This window comes from Hutsoniella sourekii ATCC 700629, assembly GCF_000518205.1.
Lineage (GTDB): Bacteria > Bacillota > Bacilli > Lactobacillales > Aerococcaceae > Hutsoniella > Hutsoniella sourekii.
The window spans coordinates 1-18,507 of record NZ_JADD01000011.1 but is presented as its reverse complement, the minus strand read 5'-3'; the positions used below and the strand labels follow the sequence as shown (position 1 = coordinate 18,507).

The following is an 18,507-nucleotide window of genomic DNA, read 5'->3' as shown; positions in this document are numbered from 1 at the left end:
CCTTTACTCTTGGATGCGAACCAGTGGCTGGTTGAATTCGACCACCGATTCATTGGTTACATAGATTTCAGTAATAGTTCCAGACACGGGTGCTTGAATCTCATTCATCAGCTTCATCGCTTCAATGATCACCAAGACATCCCCTTGTTGGACTTGGTCGCCCACCTTGACAAAGGTGGGTGAATCAGGATCGGGCTGCAGGTAAACCACTCCTACCATTGGGGAGAGAACGTCTTCCCCTTCAGCTTCTTGAACAGCTTGGCTTGCTTCTGCCGCAGCTTCTAAGTCTTGACTTAAAGCTGGCTTAAGGGAACTAGATTCAGGCGCTTGAGCCAGATTGGAATAAGTACTTGGGCTCGTTTCAAAACTGGCTGGATAGCTGTTAGCTTGAATCGGGTCCTTGGATAATTCCAGGCTCCCCTCTCCCGTCTGATATTGGATATAGCGGATGGACGAATCCTCCAACTTATCCATTAAGTCGAGCACTTCTTGATAATTCATTAAGCACCCTCCCAACGCTTGAAGCAGAGAATCGCATTATGCCCTCCAAAACCAAGCGAATTACTTAAAGCATAACGAATAGCTTGCTGACGACCTTCTTGTGGTACATAATCCAAATCGCAGTCCTCTTGAGGATGTTCAAGACCTAGAGTCGCTGGCACAAAGCCGTCTTGTAAGGCCTTAACCACAGCAACCGCTTCGACCCCCCCAGCAGCTCCCAGTAAGTGACCAAAGTGGCCCTTAGAAGAAGAGATGGCTACCTTGTAGGCATGTTCGCCTAAGGCATACTTGATGGAAGCCGTCTCCGCGCTATCATTAGTTGGCGTGGAAGTACCGTGGGCATTAATATAATCAATAGTCTCTGGTTCAATTCCAGCCATGTCAAGGGCTTCTTGAATGGCCCGACCAGCACCTGATCCATCAGGACTTGGGGCGGTCATATGGTAGGCATCAGAATTAGCACCATAACCCACTAATTCGGCATAGATTTCAGCACCCCGCGCTTGGGCTGAAGAGAGGGATTCCAAGAAGAGAACACCGGATCCTTCACCCATGACAAAGCCATCACGGTCCTTGTCAAAGGGACGGGAGGCCGTTTCTGGGTCGGGGTTGTTTGATAGAGCCGTTAAGGCACCAAAACCAGCAATGCCGATCTCGTTGATGGTTCCTTCCGCTCCACCCGCTAGACAAGCATCCAGCATGCCTAACTTGATCTTCAAGAAAGCTTCGCCAATAGAGTTGGTGGCACTGGCACAGGCAGTGACAATATCCAAGGCTGGCCCCTTAGTTCCTAGCTTAATAGATACATTTCCCGCGGCCATATTCCCAATGGTTAAAGGAACAAATAAGGGCGCTACCCGCTTCATGCCCTTGTCATCCATGCGTTGGATCCCTTTTTGGATTTCGATTAGGCCACCGATACCGGAGCTGATATAAGCCCCCACCCGGTTGGCATTGCTTTGGATATCATAGCCTGACATCTGGGTTGCTTCGACGGCAGCTGCGACCGCATATTGGCTAAAGAGATCCATTCGCTTGAATTCCTTGCGGTCCATGGTCAAGCTTGGATCAAAGTCCTTGACTTCACCCCCGACATAGACCTCAATTTCAGAGGCGTCCACCTTTGTCAGCTTGGCAATGCCAGACTCATTATTCTTCATGGCTTGCCAGAAGTCTTCAACATTATTGCCAATTGGGGAAATGGTCCCCATCCCTGTAATTACTACACGTTCCATTTAGACCCTCCTTACATATGCAGACCGCCGTTAACTTCAATCACTTGGCCGGTTACGTACCGGTTAGCGATCAAGAAGTCAACAGCTTGGGCAATCTCTTCTACTTGGCCAAAACGTTTGGCCGGAATCTCACTTAACATAGCGTCCTTGATCTTATCGCTTAATTGGTCGGTCATATCGGTTTCGATAAAGCCAGGCGCCACCGCATTAACGGTAATCCCCCGACCGGCCAGCTCCCGAGCCACCGACTTAGTTAAGCCAATCACACCGGCCTTAGAAGCCGCATAATTAGCTTGACCGGCATTTCCCATCAAGCCAACCACACTGGACATGTTGATGATGGTCCCTGTGCGCTCCTTGATCATGGGCTTAGCTAGGTGACGAATCATATTGAAGGTTCCCTTCAAGTTGGTATTGATCACAGAATCAAAGTCTGCCTCGCTCATCCGCATCAAGAGGCCATCCTTGGTAATACCCGCATTGTTGACCAGAACATCCACCCGTCCATACTGGTTCAAGACTTCTTGAACCATCCGCTCACTGTCACTAAAATCACTAATATCGCCGATCATCTGACCCGGTTGCAAGGCGTAATCTTGGAACTCTTCCAAGATCTCGGCTTCAATCGACTTGCGACTGTTGAGGATCACTTGGTGGCCGGCTGCTGCTAAGTGCTTAGCAATCGATAAGCCGATCCCCCGTGAACTTCCTGTAATCAGGCAAGTTAATGTCATTTCTCCACTCCTTTGTTTATAACTGTTTCAATTTCTTCAATATCACTGATTTTATCGACAAGTAAGAGGTCAAAGTCATAGCCCTCTCGCTTGGCCAACTTAACCAAGGTGTCTCCTGGCCCAATCTGGACCACATGAGTGACTCCTTGTGCCTGGAAATAATCCATGGTCTGCTTCCAATGAACCGGTTCAACCAAGTGTCGGACTAAGGTCTCCTTAATGGTTGCTGGTTGGTGAACTTCTAAGGTCGTATTAGAGATCACCGGTACTTGACCAGGTTGGAAGTCCGTGTTTTCTAAGACTTGACTAAATGGCTGACAGGCTCCTTCCATCAAGGGACTGTGAAAAGGGCCCTCGACTTTGAGGGGCATTAATTTCTTATAGCCTTGACTCTTAGCCAATTGATTATAAGCATCTAAGGCCTCACTTCTTCCAGCTAGGATGGTCTGAGTCGATGCGTTCATATTAGCTAGATAAATTTCATGGCCTTGGTCTTGGACTTCCTTGACCAAGCTTTGAACCGCTTCAAGTGGCAAGCGAACAGCTGCCCCCATAGCCACATCACTGGTCTCACTTAAGTCTTGGCAGACCTGACCCATAATCAGACCCCGCTGATTAATCAGATCAGCCGCCGATTCAAGCGTCAAATAGCCGGCAGCCGTTAGGGCCGTGTACTCACCTAAACTTAATCCAGCCATATAAGAAATGGCTGGAAGCTGAGCTTTGATGGAATTATAGATGGCCAAGCTAGTCGCTAGAATGGCTGGCTGAGCGTAACGGGTTAAGGACAAGCGGTCTTGGGACTGGGCCCAATCTGCCACAGGTTCACCAAGCACCGACTCAAAAGTTTGATAAACCGCTTGTGCCTGAGGGTAAGCCTCCTTAAAGTCTGCCCCCATACCTGGATACTGGCCACCTTGGCCATTAAAGATAACTGCTAACTTCATCTGCTCTCCTCTTCTAATCTAGAAAATAAGCTTGTTTGCGTTGGTAGGTCGCCTTAGCGGTATCCACGTAGTCTTGGATAATCTCACTCACGGTCTCTTCCTTGTTGATCAAGCCAGCAATCTGACCCGCCATCATGGATCCGCTTTGGATATCTCCTTCTACAACTGCCCGGCGTAAGGCCCCTTTACCCATGGCTTCCATCTTAGTGAAATCCGGTTGGTCTTTAGAGGTCTGAAGACGCTCTTCTTCCAAGTATTCCTTGGTTAGCTTGTTTCTCAAGACCCGGACCGGGTGGCCGGTAATTTGGCCGGTTACCACCGTATCCAAGTCACTGGCCTTCAAGATCTTCTGCTTGAAGTTGTCATGGGCATTGGATTCTCTGGCTGTCACAAATCGGGTCCCTACTTGAATAGCTTCTGCTCCCAGCATAATCGCTGCTGCTAGGGATTCCCCATTACCAAAGCCACCCGCTGCAATCACCGGAATGTCAACGGCGGCGACAACTTGCGGCAACAAGGCCATGGTTGTAGTCTTACCAATATGACCACCGGCTTCCATTCCTTCAACGATTAAGGCCGACACACCGGTCCGCTCCAAACGCTTAGCAATCGCAACAGAGGCTACGACCGGAATCACTTCAATTCCCGCTTCCTTGAAGCGAGCCATGTAGGGACCGGGGTTACCCGCACCGGTGGTAATAATCTTGACACCGGATTCAATAATATAATCCACCACTTCTTCAACATGGGGGTTCAAGAGCATGACGTTCACCGCGAAAGGCTTGTCCGTCTTTTCTTGCATCGCTTCGACCTTCTGTTGAACGACTTCCCGTGGGTCATGACCCGTTCCAATGACACCGAGTCCCCCCGCGTTTGAAACAGCGCTTGCCAAGTCGGCATCTGCTACCCAAGCCATCGCACCTTGCACGATGGGATATTCAATATTTAGTAATTCTGTAATTGCTGTTTTCATAGTACCGTCCTTCATCCAGTCTGAGAGATTATGCTTGTTGTTGTTCGATATAGTTCACTAAGTCCGCTACGGTCTTTAAGTTTTGGTCAGTGTCGATAGTGATATCTAATTCATCTTCAATTTCAGAAATAATTTGGAAGACATCTAAAGAATCCGCATCCAGATCATTTTCAAAATCTGTTTGTAAAGTTACAGCTTCCTTTTCAACACCTAGTTCATCTACGATAATTGCTTGAATTTTTTCGAAAATCATTTTATATTCCTCCATTTATTGGTTTTATATTTATAGTGTAAAAGCGATCTCGCCCCAAGTCAGACCACCACCATAGCCAGCCAGGATCACTTTCTGGCCACTGCCTAATCGCAAAGTCCTCGCTTCCAGTAGCTGGTCCATGAGGACTGGCAGGCTGGCCGCTGATAGGTTAGCGACCTGACTGATGTTACTGGGTACTTGCTCGGGGTCTAACTTGAGCTTACGGGTGATAATATCCAAGAGACGCTGGTTGGCCTGGTGGCACAACAAGTAGTCAAAGTCTTCCAAATGGTGGCCTTCAATAAATGCCTTCAGGCTCCCTACCACGGTCCGATTGACAAAGTTAAACACTGGACGTCCCGCCATCTCTAGATAGGTCCGACCGTCAAATTGAATCGAGTCCTGCCCTGAAGCCATCGATTGTAGCCGACTCGCATAGTCCGTTAGAACTTGCCCGTCATTAGCTAGCAAGACGGCTCCAGCCCCATCACCGAATAAGACACAAGTTGACCGATCTTGGGGGTCTAATATTTGACTCATCTTCTCGGCCCCGATCACCAAGGTATAACCCGACGCCTGGAAGCTGGCCAACTTAACAGCCGTATCCAAGGCAGTCACGAAGCCACTACAAGCCGTATTCAAGTCAAAGGCCTGGGCTTGGTCTAAGCCAAGCGCTGCTTGAACCAGATTGGCTAGTCCGGGGGTAGGAGCATAAGAAGACATCGATGCAACAATTATGAGTTGGACTTGACCTCTAAGGTCTGAGTCCAGCTTATCAAATAAGTTTAAAGCCGCTTGAACCGCTAAGTCACCCACACTCTGATCTTCCAGAGCAAAGTGTCTTTGTTGGATTCCCGAACGGGTCTGAATCCAGTCATCGCTGGAATCCAATTGCCAAGCTTGAATCAGGTCCTCATTACTAAGAACTTGAGGCGGTAAATAATGACCAGTCGCTAGAATCTTACTCACGGTCCAACTCCTGATTGACATCCGCCTTGACTTCATCCAGGAAGGCCATCAAATTAGTTAAGCCCTTGACCAGGGTAGCCACTTCGGCTTCATCGAAGTCTTGGGTGACCCGGTCGACCATATTCATATGAAACTTCCGGTGGAGACGGTAGATTAACTTCCCCTTCTTTGTCAAGGCTAGCCGAACCACCCGCCGGTCATCCTCCAAGCGTCTGCGTTCGACATAGCCCTTCTTAACCAAGTTCTGAATAGCCACCGTCAAGGTCCCTGGCGTAATGGCCAACTTCTGGGCCACCTCCTTGGAACTCAAACGGCCAAACAAACCAATGGCTTCAATCGTATGCATCTCCCGCATCGACAAATCAGAGAAATCACTCGCCTGCAAGGCCGCTTCTTCAATCACTAACATCTCGTTGAAGATCGCAACCAACTGGCGGTTAATATATTCCTTGTTGTCCTTTTCCATAATTCACCTCAATTACTTTGAACTTCAAACTATTTGATAATCAAATCTTATGCCAATTCACTGGCCAAGTCAATTAGCTATCGACAGGTAGGCACTTTCAAGTTGCGCCACCCTCATACCAGAATCGAGCAAAGAGCAATTATATTATAGAAGAAATCTATTTCATTAATACACAAAAACCGACTGCATCCACTTTCGGAACTAGCCAGGCTGACGACCAGCCTAAGCGTCCAAGTGAAATCAGTCGGTTGTATTTGGCAGAGGATTCAATCTTGACTTAGATCACGCCTTGTAATTTCATTAATTCAGCAATATTCTCAAAGGAAGCAATATCTGCACCGGCCACATAGTCTTGGTCCAGATCATATTTCTTACACGCCTCCAGACATTGGTCAAAGATAGATTGCATAATCGCCTGCAGTTTCTCTTCTACTCGGTCGGCATTCCAAGCTAGACGCATGGAATTCTGCGCCATCTCAAGGGCTGAGACTGCGACCCCACCGGCATTGGAAGCCTTAGCCGGAGCCCGTTGAACGCCGGCCTCCTTGAAGACAGCTTGGGCCTCCTTGTTACAAGGCAGGTTAGCGCCTTCCACCACATAGCGGACACCATTATCTACTAGTCGCTGAGCTTGGTCGCCATTAATCTCCCCTTGGGTTGCACATGGCAAGGCGATATCGGCTTGAATGTCTTGGTCCCAGAGTGACCCTTCAAAGTTCTTGGCCTCGGGATCTTCTTCAAGATAGCGACTGATCCGTTCTCGACCTTCAATCTTCAACTCTTTAACAATATTCAAGTCTAAGCCATCAGGCTGGTAAACGGCAGAAGTTGAATCACTGAGGCTAACAACAATACCTCCTAGCTCTTCCACCAGCTCAGCAGCATAATAGGCCACATTACCCGCACCAGAGATCATGACCCGCTTACCAGCCAAGGAGTCTCCAGCAGCTTCCAGGACATGGTTCAAGAAGTAGACCACCCCGTGACCGGTCGCTTGAGTCCGGCCCAGACTACCTCCTGCTAGGACTGGCTTACCTGTGAAGACGCCACCTGCTGCATCATTCAAGCGCCGGTATTGACCCATCATATAACCAATCTCACGGCCACCCACACCAATATCTCCAGCAGGAACGTCTTGGTCTTGGCCGATGTATTTCTGTAACTCAGTGACAAAGCTCTGGGTAAACTTCATCACTTCTTGGTCCGACTTGCCCTTGGGATCAAAGTCAGCACCCCCCTTGCCACCTCCAATCGGTAAGGTGGTCAAGGAGTTCTTGAAGGTCTGCTCAAAAGCCAAGGCCTTCATAATACTTAAGTTGACTGTTGGGTGGAAGCGGATTCCGCCCTTATAAGGCCCATTCAAGGACGAATATTGGACCCGGTAGCCGGTATTGACTTGCACCTTGCCCTCATCATCCAACCAAGGCACGCGGAAGATAAAGATCCGCTCGGGTTCCACCATCCGTTCCAAGATGGCCAAGTCTTCATATTCAGGATGAGCCTCTAAGACCGGTTGGATGGCTTGGAAGAATTCCTCCACCGCTCCTAGGAAATCTTCTTGTTCAGGGTACTTGTCCTTTAAGGTCTGATAGACACGTTGGCTGTAAGTCGTCATCTGTCTCCTCCTATTATGTGATTATTATTAAAATAATTGTATCATAATGAGAACACTATGTGAAACAAAAATAATTCAACTACAACAGATATAAAAAAAGTCCAAGCTCTCTGATTAGGTTCAGAGAAGCTGGACTTACAATAGATTATAATTTATCTAGACTGATCTGCTCTAGGCCTTAGCGTGGTTAAGGACGGCTTGGTAGCGGCTACCCTTGAGACCTGGAACGGTTAGCATGAGGAGGAAGCTGATCAAGTAGAGGCTGGCTAGGAAGATCATGACGACCGATACCCCGCCTTGTTCCATCAAGAAGCCAATAACCATAGAAGAAAATCCTCCTACAGCCCGACCGACATTCAAGATCAAGTTGTTGGCCAAGGATTGAACTTCCTTAGGATACAAGCGACTCACCACTGCCCCATAACCTGGGAACATACCATTAACGAAGAAGCCCATCATAGCACCACCTAGCACCATACCTGCTGGATGAGTAATCATGGCGAACAAGTAGACACTCACGGCTGAAGCGACTAGGTAGAGGCCAAACATCAATCTAGGGCCAAAGTAGTCCAAACCCCGACCAAAAACGACCATGCCTAGAGACATTCCAAGAATAGTAGCAACCATCCAAATAGATGAATTCTGAACGGAAGCTCCCGTTAATTCCTGCATCATGGTCGGTAACCAATTCATCATACCGAAGTAGCCAGCAATCTGAACGGTGGCCATAGCCATCAAGACTAGGGTTTGGTAACTGGTTGCCTTGTCCTTGAATAAGACCGATAAGCCGGGCTTACTATCGCTTGCTTGACTCTTAGCACTCGGATAGAAGACAGCTTCATCTTCTAAGCCCCACTTCATATAAGCCACAATCAACAAGGGAGCAAAGCCGAACAAGAAGAGCCCGCGCCAACCCAAGTTAGCTAGAAATAAGCCAGCTAGTATGGCAGAAGCAATGGAACCGACTTGGCCAGCTACCCCATTCAAGGAAGCAATACGCCCCATCTTATCAGCTGGAACCAGGTGAGCCATAATACTCAAAGCAATTCCGTACTCACCGCCTACACCAATTCCGGCGATGAATCGCAAGAGGTAGATCCAATAAATACTCGGCGCAAAGGCAATCAAGCCATTAGCCATACTAAACAAAACCAAGGTCCAAGCTAAGACCTTAAGCTTGTGGTGACGGTCACCCAAGTAGCCGAAGATCAAGCCCCCGATTAACATCCCCAAGTTGGTGATAGTGGCAATGGCCCCAGCTTGAACGCCGGATAGACCAAAGGCTGCAATAATCGAAGCCATACTAAAGGACAAGAACATCACATTCAAATCATCGGTCCCAGAAGCAATAATACTAGCAATCACAGTTTTCTTACGGTTATTCATCTTTCCATCTCCTTAAATTAATTCTCACGGGAATTATTTATTTAACGGTCACTGATATAGGGCGTCCTCTTCTCGTCCTCCTCACACAAAAAAAGCCCGGACTCTGTCCAGGCTAAAGGTGGTCAATGCTAGGAAGAAGCTCACATCACCACTTCCAACTTGCCTACTTCTCTTGCCTCACAGGACAGAATTAAAGTAACATACATTGGAAGAAATTATAAAACTCTCAGTTGAGATTGTCAAGAGTAGACAAAAGAAAACCAAAAATTCTCATCTGATTATTAACTAAATAGCTGACCAGGTAGTGTCTGCTTCTCCCGCTCAGGAAAAGTCGCATCATATGCTGCAAAAGCTGCTTCCTGGCCTTCCAGAGCATTATAAACCGGCGATACTTGGTAAAGACCCGCTGCATGAGCCAAGTAAGCTGGTTGAAGTTCCAGTGCCAGAAAGAATGGCGCCGCCTCACCTTCAGGCACACCATAGTGGCGCAGACCATACTGGCTAGCCGGCACAAAGCTACTCTGACCATAAAAGTCAGGATTACCCTCCAAGCACACACAACCATAGCCTAAGCTTCTAGTCAAGTCTATGCTCGAATCCAGAAGCTTCTTACCCAAACCCAGCCCTTGATAATCCGGACGAATAGCCATCGGCCCCAAAGTCAAGACCGGCAAGCGACCACCCTGATCCAGGTCCACCGACCCCTTGACGAAAGTGATCTGACCGATTAACTGACCCTCTAATTCCATCACCTGAGATAAGTCAGCCAGGTAGTCGGGGCTTTGACGCAGGTGTTTAAGGATGAAATGTTCATAACAACCTGGTTGGTAGACGTTCCAGAAACTCTCACGCACCAGTTCTTCAGTCTGGCGGAAGTCGGCTGGGAATTCGGGGCGGATGGTGATGTAGGGATTCATGGGCGGGCCTCCTTGGGGTTGATTTTTTGTAAATATAATTTCATGATAATGAATACAATTTTAAAGATCAAGAAATAGCTGATGGAGGAGTTAATCTTGCATGCTCTCTATCTTAAGGTGCTAATAGCTTAAGAGCATGTGCGAAAAAACAATATTATTATAATAAGATGATGTTATAACCCACATATAAATTCTCCCTTTCAGATTTAGTTTAAATCAAGGCTCAGTTTATTTAACTAAGTGGATTGTGTCGGTACAAAAAATTGTTATGAGCTTGCTAGCGATCAGATTTACGGTACTAAATAAAACTATTTAGAGTTAATATAATCCCCATAGCTGCAACAGCATTTACCATAATTAATAAAAATCTAGTCATTTAATTCTTCCCAAACTAGACGCCAAGTTTTGCTTCAAGTGCTTCTGTTAAGGTTTGAGAAAAGTTAATATTATTAGATGTTGCTAAATCATTTAACCATTCTGGAATTGTCACGTTTTTACGAACAGTTTTTGATTGGTATTTCTTTTTGAAAGCGATGTGATCAAAACCAACTAAAGTAACAATACTATTGGGATATTCTTTGATTAATACATCGTAGGCTGTTGCTTCTGGATAATTAGTGTAATCCTCAAGAATAGTTCCTAAGGCTTCACCAGCCATCTCATACGCTTCTTCAAGCGTTTCTCCTTGAGTGAGTGCGCCATCTACATCTGGAAAAAATACAGAGAAGTAGTTCCCATCTTGATCAATTATTGCCGGATAAACTATCATTGAAATCATTCCTTTCATTTGCTACGGAGAGATAGAATAGTAAGTAAGAAGTTTATTTCAGACCAACTCACTTTAAAGTCTTAGCTTCAAGCCCCTTTCTTAAATCTTTGTTATGCAAAGGAGATTTAGTAGTTATGTTGGTTTCGGGGTTATAAATTTTAGCGGACTACCATTTTGACCAACCTTATTAAAACCGTTTTTCTTCAACAGTTTAACCATTTGCTTTGGGGTCATAGGTATATTAGCTCTCTCCTTTCAATACTTATATTATACGCATATAATGACATGAATCAATCAAATAAGAAAACACTAAAAATTTTAACCCGGCCTATTTCATTAAGAAGTGGAAAGGTAATTATCAATACCAGAAAGCCTAGCGACATAGCAAGAGTGAAGCGGTTGATAAGGGATTAATTTCAAGTGTGCAATAAGTAAGTAACAAAAGAAAATTGGAGGGATCACCCTCGCGTGTGTGGATGGCGACTTCTTCGACTGTTACATCGTAAACTTCTTGATCTGTATAACTGCTTCGGCTATTTGGTTCTGATTTAATAATAATTCTCACTGTTATAACTCCTTTGATGCCTGTGATACCAAGGCGTGAGAACAGCAAAAAGGTCTGGACCCTTCCGAAGATAGAAGTATCCAGACCTACAGTTCACCCATTTAAGTGCATCATAAGGAAAGGCTACCTTCTACTCAATGCACACCAGTCTTACGACTGATGGTATCGAATATGTATCCTCACGCCTTATGATCACTAGGGCTATATTGAATTTTAATTTGAAGATGATTACGGCTCACCTTCTAAAGCCATTAAATTATTTGCGTTTACGTTTAGTCTGGGCTAATGCGGAACCTGCGATTGACTTGGAAATCTTGCTGTAGCGCTTGTCTCGTAAAATTTTTGACGCTTTGCGTGCAATCTTTCGAGATGTCTGCTTACTATTACATCTGGTCAACTTTTTTCACCTCGCTTTTCATTTTTCTAAATACATTATGCGATATATAAAAAAAGCATGTACAACTCAGTAAGATGTTAAAAGTTCCTTATTTAGCAAGTCTTAATAAAAAATAAATACAAAAAAGAGCCCCTATCTGGGACTCTCAACATCTCAATGAAATGTTACAGTTATATTACATTTATTCATTAATTCTTTTTGTACCGAGCGGTTCCACTTCCAACTCTTCTAAAAGACTATTAAAATCGCTAAGCGGTAATCCAGGAAACCTTTCCATTATATTGAAATAGGTATTAAACGGGGATTGGTACCTTATATTTTTAACAACTACACCACTTTTTTCAAGAAGCTTTTCAGTAATATGAAGTGTTAGCTTTAATCCAACACAAATAGCAATTAAATTTTTTTCTGATATATTATTCATATTGTTTTTTCTTATTTTATAAAAGTAATTAGTATCAAGCTCCGTTTCATCATTAAAAATATCTTTATTGTCCCACGATCTTTTTTCAAAAAGATACAACAAACAATCACATATCGTTATTTCTGGGTCGTCTATCATTCTTACCAATTCTATTTCATCTTTTTGATTGTATAAGGAATTGAGCATGTCAGCTGCTGATCCATAAGCTTTATCTTCATCTTTAAGGTCTACTTGAAATTCAGGGTGATAAATCAAAATTTGATTTGAGACACCATGACAACGATATAGGAAAGAAATACCATAAAAATCATTAGATAAGTTTTTGTACTCAGTTGTATTAATTTCTGAAATATTTAAGGCACATTGCTTTATATTTTTCAGAGCTTTTTTCGTTATTGTAAATCTACCATTTTTAAATTGAACATATTGAGTATTTGCTATCACAAAATAGCCATCTACAAACATATATCTTCCAGTATTAATCCAATCTGATAGAGATTCATTGGATTCTAGAAGAGAGTATGCCTCACTCAAAGAAATTTTTACATAATCTGTCCTATTATTAATTGGTGCAAATACATCTTCATAATCATCAAAATGACCCATTTTAGATTCTAGTCCAACTTCCAAAAGCCGATACTTTGTTGAACTACGTGATACAACAAAAAAATCACTCAACTTCTGAATCAAATCATCGCACGATTTTTCTTTTTTTAGTATTTCTTCTGCCTTACTTTTAAAGGTATTCTTTGGCATTAAAATTCGTGGGGCAATTCGATGTGCTTGCCATTCTAACCACATAATTTGATTATCATCAGTTTGTTTATTTTGCGCAGGTTCAAAATGAAATTTGGATTGTCTTTGCATTAATGGATACAGATCTTCCATTAACTCTGGATGACGTAATCTCAGAATTTCAAAATACTTCTTGTCCTTTTCCCAATGAATCAATTCATGAATTAATGTGTTTCTATATCTTCCGATATTTTCAGGTTTAGATAAAGATGATTCAATAATTATAGTTCCTTGATCAAAATACTTTTCTTCGTATCTTTTTGTTTTACTTTGATAAATAGGAACATTGCCTTCCAATAAAGTGCAGCACCCTAGAACATCATGATTCTCGGATAAATTATGATGCTCTAAATTAAGTCCCATGCGTTCAATAATTTTATTGACGGGTAATGCCATAGGGGCGCTTAAAGCTGCTGGACAGTATTTATTAAGGATCTTTGTTGCATAATCATCTAATCTATTTTTCCCGATTATCAAGGCTCCTGTCTTCCTGTTGATGTCATAAACATCACTTCGCGTCTTCTTCATTAAGTTCATCCTTTTCCATATGGTCTAGAGGCATCTCTTCTAAAAGTTTCTTTGCCTCTTTCCATGTAGGATAATATTTCTCTACTAGAGCATGAAACCTATGGGTATGGTTTTTCTCCAGCAAATGAACTAGCTCATGCGTCAAAACATATTCCAAACATTCCATAGGTTTTTTTACAAGCTGCAAATTGAGCCAAATTCTTTTTTTATCAATGTTACATGTCCCCCATTTTGTCTTCATGTTCTTGACTCGATATTCATTAGCTTTAAGACCCGTGTTTTTTTCGCATTTTTTTGTAACACTTACTAGAACCCTTTTCAACTCTTGTCGATACCATTCTGTTAAAATGTATTCTCTTTTAGCTAAGTCAGCATCGTGCGGAACTCTCAGAATAATTTTATTAGGAGTCTTTTGAATCTCCGACTTTTTACCATCATAGATTACTTCTAGCCGATACGGCTTACCCCACAAATAATGGGATTCACCAGAGACGTATTCTCTTTTACTCTGTCTTGGCTGATTTTTAAATTTTGCAATGGCTTTATTAAGATCAGGAATTCGCTTCAGTACGATGTTTCTTATTTCCTCACCTGGACAGTTTGTTGGAGCGCTAACTATAATCTGTCCATCTGGTGGCAAGACTCTAATATAAAGGTTTTTCAAATTAGTCTTTTTAATAATTTCTATATCTATACCACCGATTGTTTGATTATATTTCACGATATTCTCCCTGCCTTTTTACAAGTTCGAAAATTTCCTCCGTTAAATCATCTGATTTATCTTTGTCGTATCCATATTTACATAAATCTTCATATATGACAGATTGAATTCTTCTTTGTTTCTGCCGATTGTTTAACCAATCTGGTTGCATTGCACTTCGAATGGAGGTATCAAGCGAATACGTTAGTGACGAATCTTCATCTCCAAAAAAATCATAAAGTGCTCGCTTGGCTTCACTGTCTTTAATATCATCGGGATAATTCCCACTATCTTCAGGTCGAACAACCGATTTAGCAAGTTCAACTACTTCTTTTAAATATTCCTCATAGCTCATGACACCAATTTTTCGTAAGGTAATGACATTTTCAAGCATTTCTGATAGTTTTCCGTAATAAACCTCGTTAGATGATCGTCGCTTTACAATTTCATGAGTCACATTGTTATCAATTATTTCTGCTTTAGCGGCATCATCCCCAGAGAGACCATCTATGATTTGTTCAATTGGAGTTGTAGTTTGACTATTTAATAATAATTCTACAAGTGACATGTTTTCCAACGCACTAATAACAGTAGAATCCTCTGCCCTAATATAGGTATCTAAGATATATCTCATATCAGACTCATAAGGCTTCAAATCAATGTAATCACAACTTGCTAATTTCACCATTTCTTTTGTCTTATTATAATTTGAAATTTCTCGTCGTATTTGATTAACTTCATTTTCACTATAACCATAATCACTGACTAATTTTTCACAACAACTTGCGAATGACCGAGTAAATGAAGCGCATAAAGAATAAAAGCTTTCTCTACGTCCAACATAGGTCTCATCATCTTCGGTGTCCCCACAAAAATAGTCAACAACTTGAGAATCAACCGATTTATCATCTATGTTACCAAACAAGTCATCTAAAGACGCTCGTGCTCCTACCATTTCTGCTTTAGCTTCCTCATACCGACCTTTTATCAAACCTTCCACATCTTCATCATCGTACCCTTCAAATGCCCCACCTGTATAATTAGTTATCGCTAATTGGACATTTTTAAACAGATCTTTATAGTCAACAATATATCCATAATCTTTATCATCTCCATCAGGACGATTAACTCGACAGATTGCTTGGAATAAATCGTGATCTTGCATTGATTTGTCTATATAAAGATAAGTGGCGCTTGGGGCATCAAAGCCTGTTAAAAGTTTATCAACCACAATGAGTAGCTTCATGTTTGCAGGTTCTTCTTTGAATTTTTTCTTTACTTCGCTTTCATATTCCGCGGTACTCTTACCATCAAGCATTCGCTCGTAAATTGATTTTTTATACTCGTTTTCGCTTTCTTCATTCAAATCTGAAGTTGCTGTTCTTACACTAGCCGCATTGGGTTCAAATGAAGTTACCACGGCACATCTTTTGAAACCAGAACTTTGAAAAATCTCCCAGTACTTGCAAGCTTGAAGAATATCACCAGCTACTAGCATAGCCGTTCCACGGTCACACGAAAGTCTTGGCTTTGTTTCCATATCAAAGATAATATCTGCAACAATCTTTTCTAATCTTTGTCTAGATGAGTAAAGCTTATTTAATGAAGCCCAAGAAGATTTTAATTTGTTCTTGGCGTAATCTGTTAAGCCCTTAGTCTTTGATTCAAACCATAAATCTACTTTGTCTTGATTAGTTAAAGCTTGATCTACATCACGCGCTTCATATCTTAAATCGAGAACGACACCATCCTCTACCCCTTCATCAAATTTATAAGTATGGATGTATTCCCCAAAAACTTCTCGACTTGTTTGTTTGTCCTTCTTCAATAATGGAGTCCCTGTGAAACCAATAATAGTGGCTTCGGGCATAATAGTTCGCACTGCTTTATGGAGCTTTCCAGAATTTGTTCGGTGACATTCATCAATAAAGGCTACAATGTTACCCTTAGCCTCAAAATCACTACCTAAGCTTTTCTCAAGTTCTTTGACATATAGATCGACATCAGCTTGTTTCCCAGCGTTATGCCCATACTTATGAATTAGAGAACAAATGATAGATTCCTCGTAAGTATTCAATAGATTTCTTAAGTGTTGGCCTGACTTTGCTCTGGCAATCTTAATGTCCACATCAGAAAAAAGTCCCTCAATTTGATCGTCTAACTCATCTCTGTCTGTAATGATTACTACACGGCTGTTCTCTACGTTCTCAATAATCCATTTAGTTAGCCAAACCATAATAAGAGATTTACCAGATCCTTGGGTATTCCAAATAATACCACCTTCATCTCGGCGAATAAAACTTCTAGCTGCAATCGTCGCAAAATATTGATTGTGGCGAGTTAGCTTTTTGACGCCCGCATCAAAAATAACAAAGTCATGGATTAGAGATAAAAATCTTTCTTTTTGACAAATTGAGATGATACCATTCTTCAACCGATTTGTTCTCTCACCTTGTAATTGCTTCACTTCATTAGATAGTTTATCGCTAGCATTCTCATCTTCTCTCCATTGAAGGTAATACTTTTCCGAGGTGCAGATTGTGCCATATTTAAGACCTTCTGATTCATTTCCAGCAAAAGTAAATTGAACAGTATTAAAGAATCGTTCAATATTCTCTTCCTTTTGATTGGTTAGGGTTTGACGTATCCCCTCACCAATACTTACAGAGGATCGTTTTAGTTCAAAAACAGCTAAAGCAATTCCATTCACATAGATGACTACATCAGGGCGCTTTCTTCGCTTATTGTCATAACAAAGTAAGCTAACCTCCTGAGCGACAGCGAAATCATTATTTTCAATGTTTTCCCAATCAATTAAATGAACAGTGATACGTTCTTTATTTTCATCTTTCAAACCTTGAACACCATATCTAAGTAGGGAATAAAAGGCCTGATTATTTCTATAAAGACCTGACACTTGATTATAAGCGATATTTCTAACTTCATTTAGTGCCTGCTTAATGAGGTCATCAGAATAACCTCTATTCTTGAGGGTGGCTATTAAGTCATTTTCTCTTATCGACTTATTTTCTAAATCCTCAAGATTACCGATATATCTGTAATCTAAATCATCTCTCAAGATCTTTAGAACTCTATCTTGTAATTGTTTTTCTCGATCAACGCTCATAATCCACCTCCTAAACTAGTCTTACTCTGCCCGTCAACAAATCATCCATTGCTCCCTGCTTAATTTTTTCAAGCTTTTCTTTTTCATTTTGTAGATTGTCTATTTCATCGTCCATTGATGATAAAACAGAAGCGATGGCTCGTTGCTCTTTAATATCACTAGGGATATACAGCTTAGTTTTATCAATAGATTTTCTCGAAATTGAAGATACCTTTATGCCAGTAATATATGGCAATAATTGATCATGAAAAACATCAGAATTGATATAGTATCCTAAAAATCTTGGAGCAGTTGGATAATTAGGTCTGCACGGTATTGTATGTAGCCCTGAAACAATTTGTTTATGAATATCTCCAATTTGAACTGCTTTCCCTACAGTATTATCCTCGGCAGTGTCAGCTATTATTACATCATTAATTTTTAGTACAGATAATGAATCTATTTTAATATTTCCCTTTACTTTAGGTACATCCTCTACGCTATCTAAGACAGGCCCATATTTTATTAGTACATCTCCGTAGTGAATATTCGAGACTTTACCAGAACTTGATAATTTATCACGGGATAAAGTATTATTTCTTAATTTAGTAAAATAATCTTTAAAGCTTAACTCTATCCAATCCCCATCAAAACCGTCCAATCTTGTCTTACCACTCATCAAGTCTTCTACTGCCCCATCACGAATCATCTTTTTCTTTTCGATTAGTTTTTCAAGATTTTCGATGTGTTCGTCAAATGTTGATAGTGTGTCGGCAATAGCTTTTTGTTCCTTTAACAAAGGGACAGTTAATTCTAATTTTTCTAAATTTTTTCTACTAATTCTTTGATGTGTAGTTCCCGATACATTGCTTGATACTAAATCTAAAATTTGATCACAATTCATTTTATACATGATAGATTGTAAAATTAATTGCGACAAATAATAAAAACCCATAACAGGTTCGTGTAAAATGTAAGTTACCACACCAACATGAACACGGAGGCCTGTTATGAGCTACAAACATCTTACCATAGAAGAACGATTAAAAATAGAAGTCCTGCATAAAGAAGGCTATAAAGTTAGCCGAATAGCTGATATTATTGGCTGCCATCGCTCAACGATTTATCGAGAGCTGAATCGTTGTCACTCAGAAGCCTATCAAGCTAGATCAGCGCAAAAACATGCGAATAAAAAGAAGGCTTCAAAAGGTCGTCGTCCTAAGCACC

Annotated in this window: 17 protein-coding genes and 1 pseudogene; 1 reads left to right on the top strand and 17 read right to left on the bottom strand. The window is 41.9% G+C overall.

The genetic code is table 11. The features are described from left to right. Nucleotides 1–3: 3 nt before the first annotated feature. From accB to T408_RS10655, 17 genes and pseudogenes are all read right to left on the bottom strand, one after another. Entirely contained in the window at nucleotides 4–501 is a 498-nt protein-coding gene (gene accB, locus T408_RS0102760) for an acetyl-CoA carboxylase biotin carboxyl carrier protein (protein ID WP_028118591.1), read from the bottom strand. Continuing rightward, nucleotides 501–1,736 (bottom strand): beta-ketoacyl-ACP synthase II, encoded by a 1,236-nt coding sequence (gene fabF / locus T408_RS0102755; protein ID WP_028118590.1) that lies wholly within the window; start codon nucleotides 1,734–1,736, stop codon nucleotides 501–503. The genes accB and fabF overlap by 1 nt, the downstream gene beginning before the upstream one ends. Nucleotides 1,737–1,747: 11 nt before the next feature. Next, entirely contained in the window at nucleotides 1,748–2,470 is a 723-nt protein-coding gene (gene fabG / locus T408_RS0102750; RefSeq protein ID WP_028118589.1) for a 3-oxoacyl-[acyl-carrier-protein] reductase, read from the bottom strand. Beyond that, nucleotides 2,467–3,417 (bottom strand): ACP S-malonyltransferase, encoded by a 951-nt coding sequence (locus tag T408_RS0102745; protein WP_028118588.1) that lies wholly within the window; start codon nucleotides 3,415–3,417, stop codon nucleotides 2,467–2,469. Before T408_RS0102745 ends, fabG begins: the two co-directional genes overlap by 4 nt. 13 nt (nucleotides 3,418–3,430) lie before the next feature. Next, the gene (gene fabK / locus T408_RS0102740; RefSeq protein ID WP_028118587.1) at nucleotides 3,431–4,390 is read right to left on the bottom strand and encodes an enoyl-[acyl-carrier-protein] reductase FabK; all 960 of its coding nucleotides are present in this window, start codon (nucleotides 4,388–4,390) and stop codon (nucleotides 3,431–3,433) included. A gap of 28 nt (nucleotides 4,391–4,418) precedes the next feature. Then, nucleotides 4,419–4,643, bottom strand: a complete 225-nt coding sequence (locus T408_RS0102735) for an acyl carrier protein (protein WP_028118586.1) — start codon at nucleotides 4,641–4,643, stop codon at nucleotides 4,419–4,421. Nucleotides 4,644–4,673: 30 nt separating this feature from the next. Continuing rightward, nucleotides 4,674–5,612: a beta-ketoacyl-ACP synthase 3 gene (locus T408_RS0102730; protein ID WP_051444753.1), complete on the bottom strand. Its 939-nt coding sequence runs from the start codon at nucleotides 5,610–5,612 to the stop codon at nucleotides 4,674–4,676. Next, nucleotides 5,605–6,078 carry a MarR family winged helix-turn-helix transcriptional regulator gene (locus tag T408_RS0102725; protein ID WP_028118584.1) on the bottom strand — a complete coding sequence of 158 codons (474 nt, stop codon included), beginning with the start codon at nucleotides 6,076–6,078 and terminating at the stop codon, nucleotides 5,605–5,607. Before T408_RS0102725 ends, T408_RS0102730 begins: the two co-directional genes overlap by 8 nt. A 277-nt stretch (nucleotides 6,079–6,355) precedes the next feature. Then, a complete protein-coding gene (gene gdhA / locus T408_RS0102720) occupies nucleotides 6,356–7,693 on the bottom strand; it encodes an NADP-specific glutamate dehydrogenase (protein ID WP_028118583.1) in 1,338 nt (445 codons plus the stop codon). 171 nt (nucleotides 7,694–7,864) lie between these two features. Next, complete coding sequence (locus T408_RS0102715; RefSeq protein ID WP_028118582.1) at nucleotides 7,865–9,079, bottom strand: MFS transporter; 1,215 nt, start codon at nucleotides 9,077–9,079, stop codon at nucleotides 7,865–7,867. A gap of 281 nt (nucleotides 9,080–9,360) precedes the next feature. Then, complete coding sequence (locus T408_RS0102710) at nucleotides 9,361–9,996, bottom strand: GNAT family N-acetyltransferase (RefSeq protein WP_028118581.1); 636 nt, start codon at nucleotides 9,994–9,996, stop codon at nucleotides 9,361–9,363. A gap of 391 nt (nucleotides 9,997–10,387) precedes the next feature. Continuing rightward, nucleotides 10,388–10,765 (bottom strand): type II toxin-antitoxin system HicB family antitoxin, encoded by a 378-nt coding sequence (locus T408_RS0102705; RefSeq protein WP_028118580.1) that lies wholly within the window; start codon nucleotides 10,763–10,765, stop codon nucleotides 10,388–10,390. Between the two features lie 67 nt (nucleotides 10,766–10,832). Further along, nucleotides 10,833–11,005 (bottom strand): annotated as a pseudogene (locus T408_RS12195) (type II toxin-antitoxin system HicA family toxin). 903 nt (nucleotides 11,006–11,908) lie between these two features. After that, nucleotides 11,909–13,474 carry an ImmA/IrrE family metallo-endopeptidase gene (locus T408_RS0102690; protein ID WP_028118578.1) on the bottom strand — a complete coding sequence of 522 codons (1,566 nt, stop codon included), beginning with the start codon at nucleotides 13,472–13,474 and terminating at the stop codon, nucleotides 11,909–11,911. Further along, a complete protein-coding gene (locus T408_RS0102685; protein WP_028118577.1) occupies nucleotides 13,455–14,195 on the bottom strand; it encodes a M48 family metallopeptidase in 741 nt (246 codons plus the stop codon). Before T408_RS0102685 ends, T408_RS0102690 begins: the two co-directional genes overlap by 20 nt. Next, nucleotides 14,185–17,301: a type I restriction endonuclease subunit R gene (locus T408_RS0102680; RefSeq protein WP_028118576.1), complete on the bottom strand. Its 3,117-nt coding sequence runs from the start codon at nucleotides 17,299–17,301 to the stop codon at nucleotides 14,185–14,187. Before T408_RS0102680 ends, T408_RS0102685 begins: the two co-directional genes overlap by 11 nt. Before the next feature lie 10 nt (nucleotides 17,302–17,311). Next, nucleotides 17,312–18,220, bottom strand: coding sequence for a restriction endonuclease subunit S (locus T408_RS10655; protein WP_169730297.1), 909 nt, complete (start codon nucleotides 18,218–18,220; stop codon nucleotides 17,312–17,314). A 70-nt stretch (nucleotides 18,221–18,290) separates the two neighbouring features. Between T408_RS10655 and T408_RS0102670 the strand changes: the two genes are divergently transcribed. Continuing rightward, nucleotides 18,291–18,507, top strand: a 217-nt coding sequence (locus tag T408_RS0102670; RefSeq protein ID WP_028118575.1) for a helix-turn-helix domain-containing protein, incomplete at its 3' end; no start/stop codon positions are given.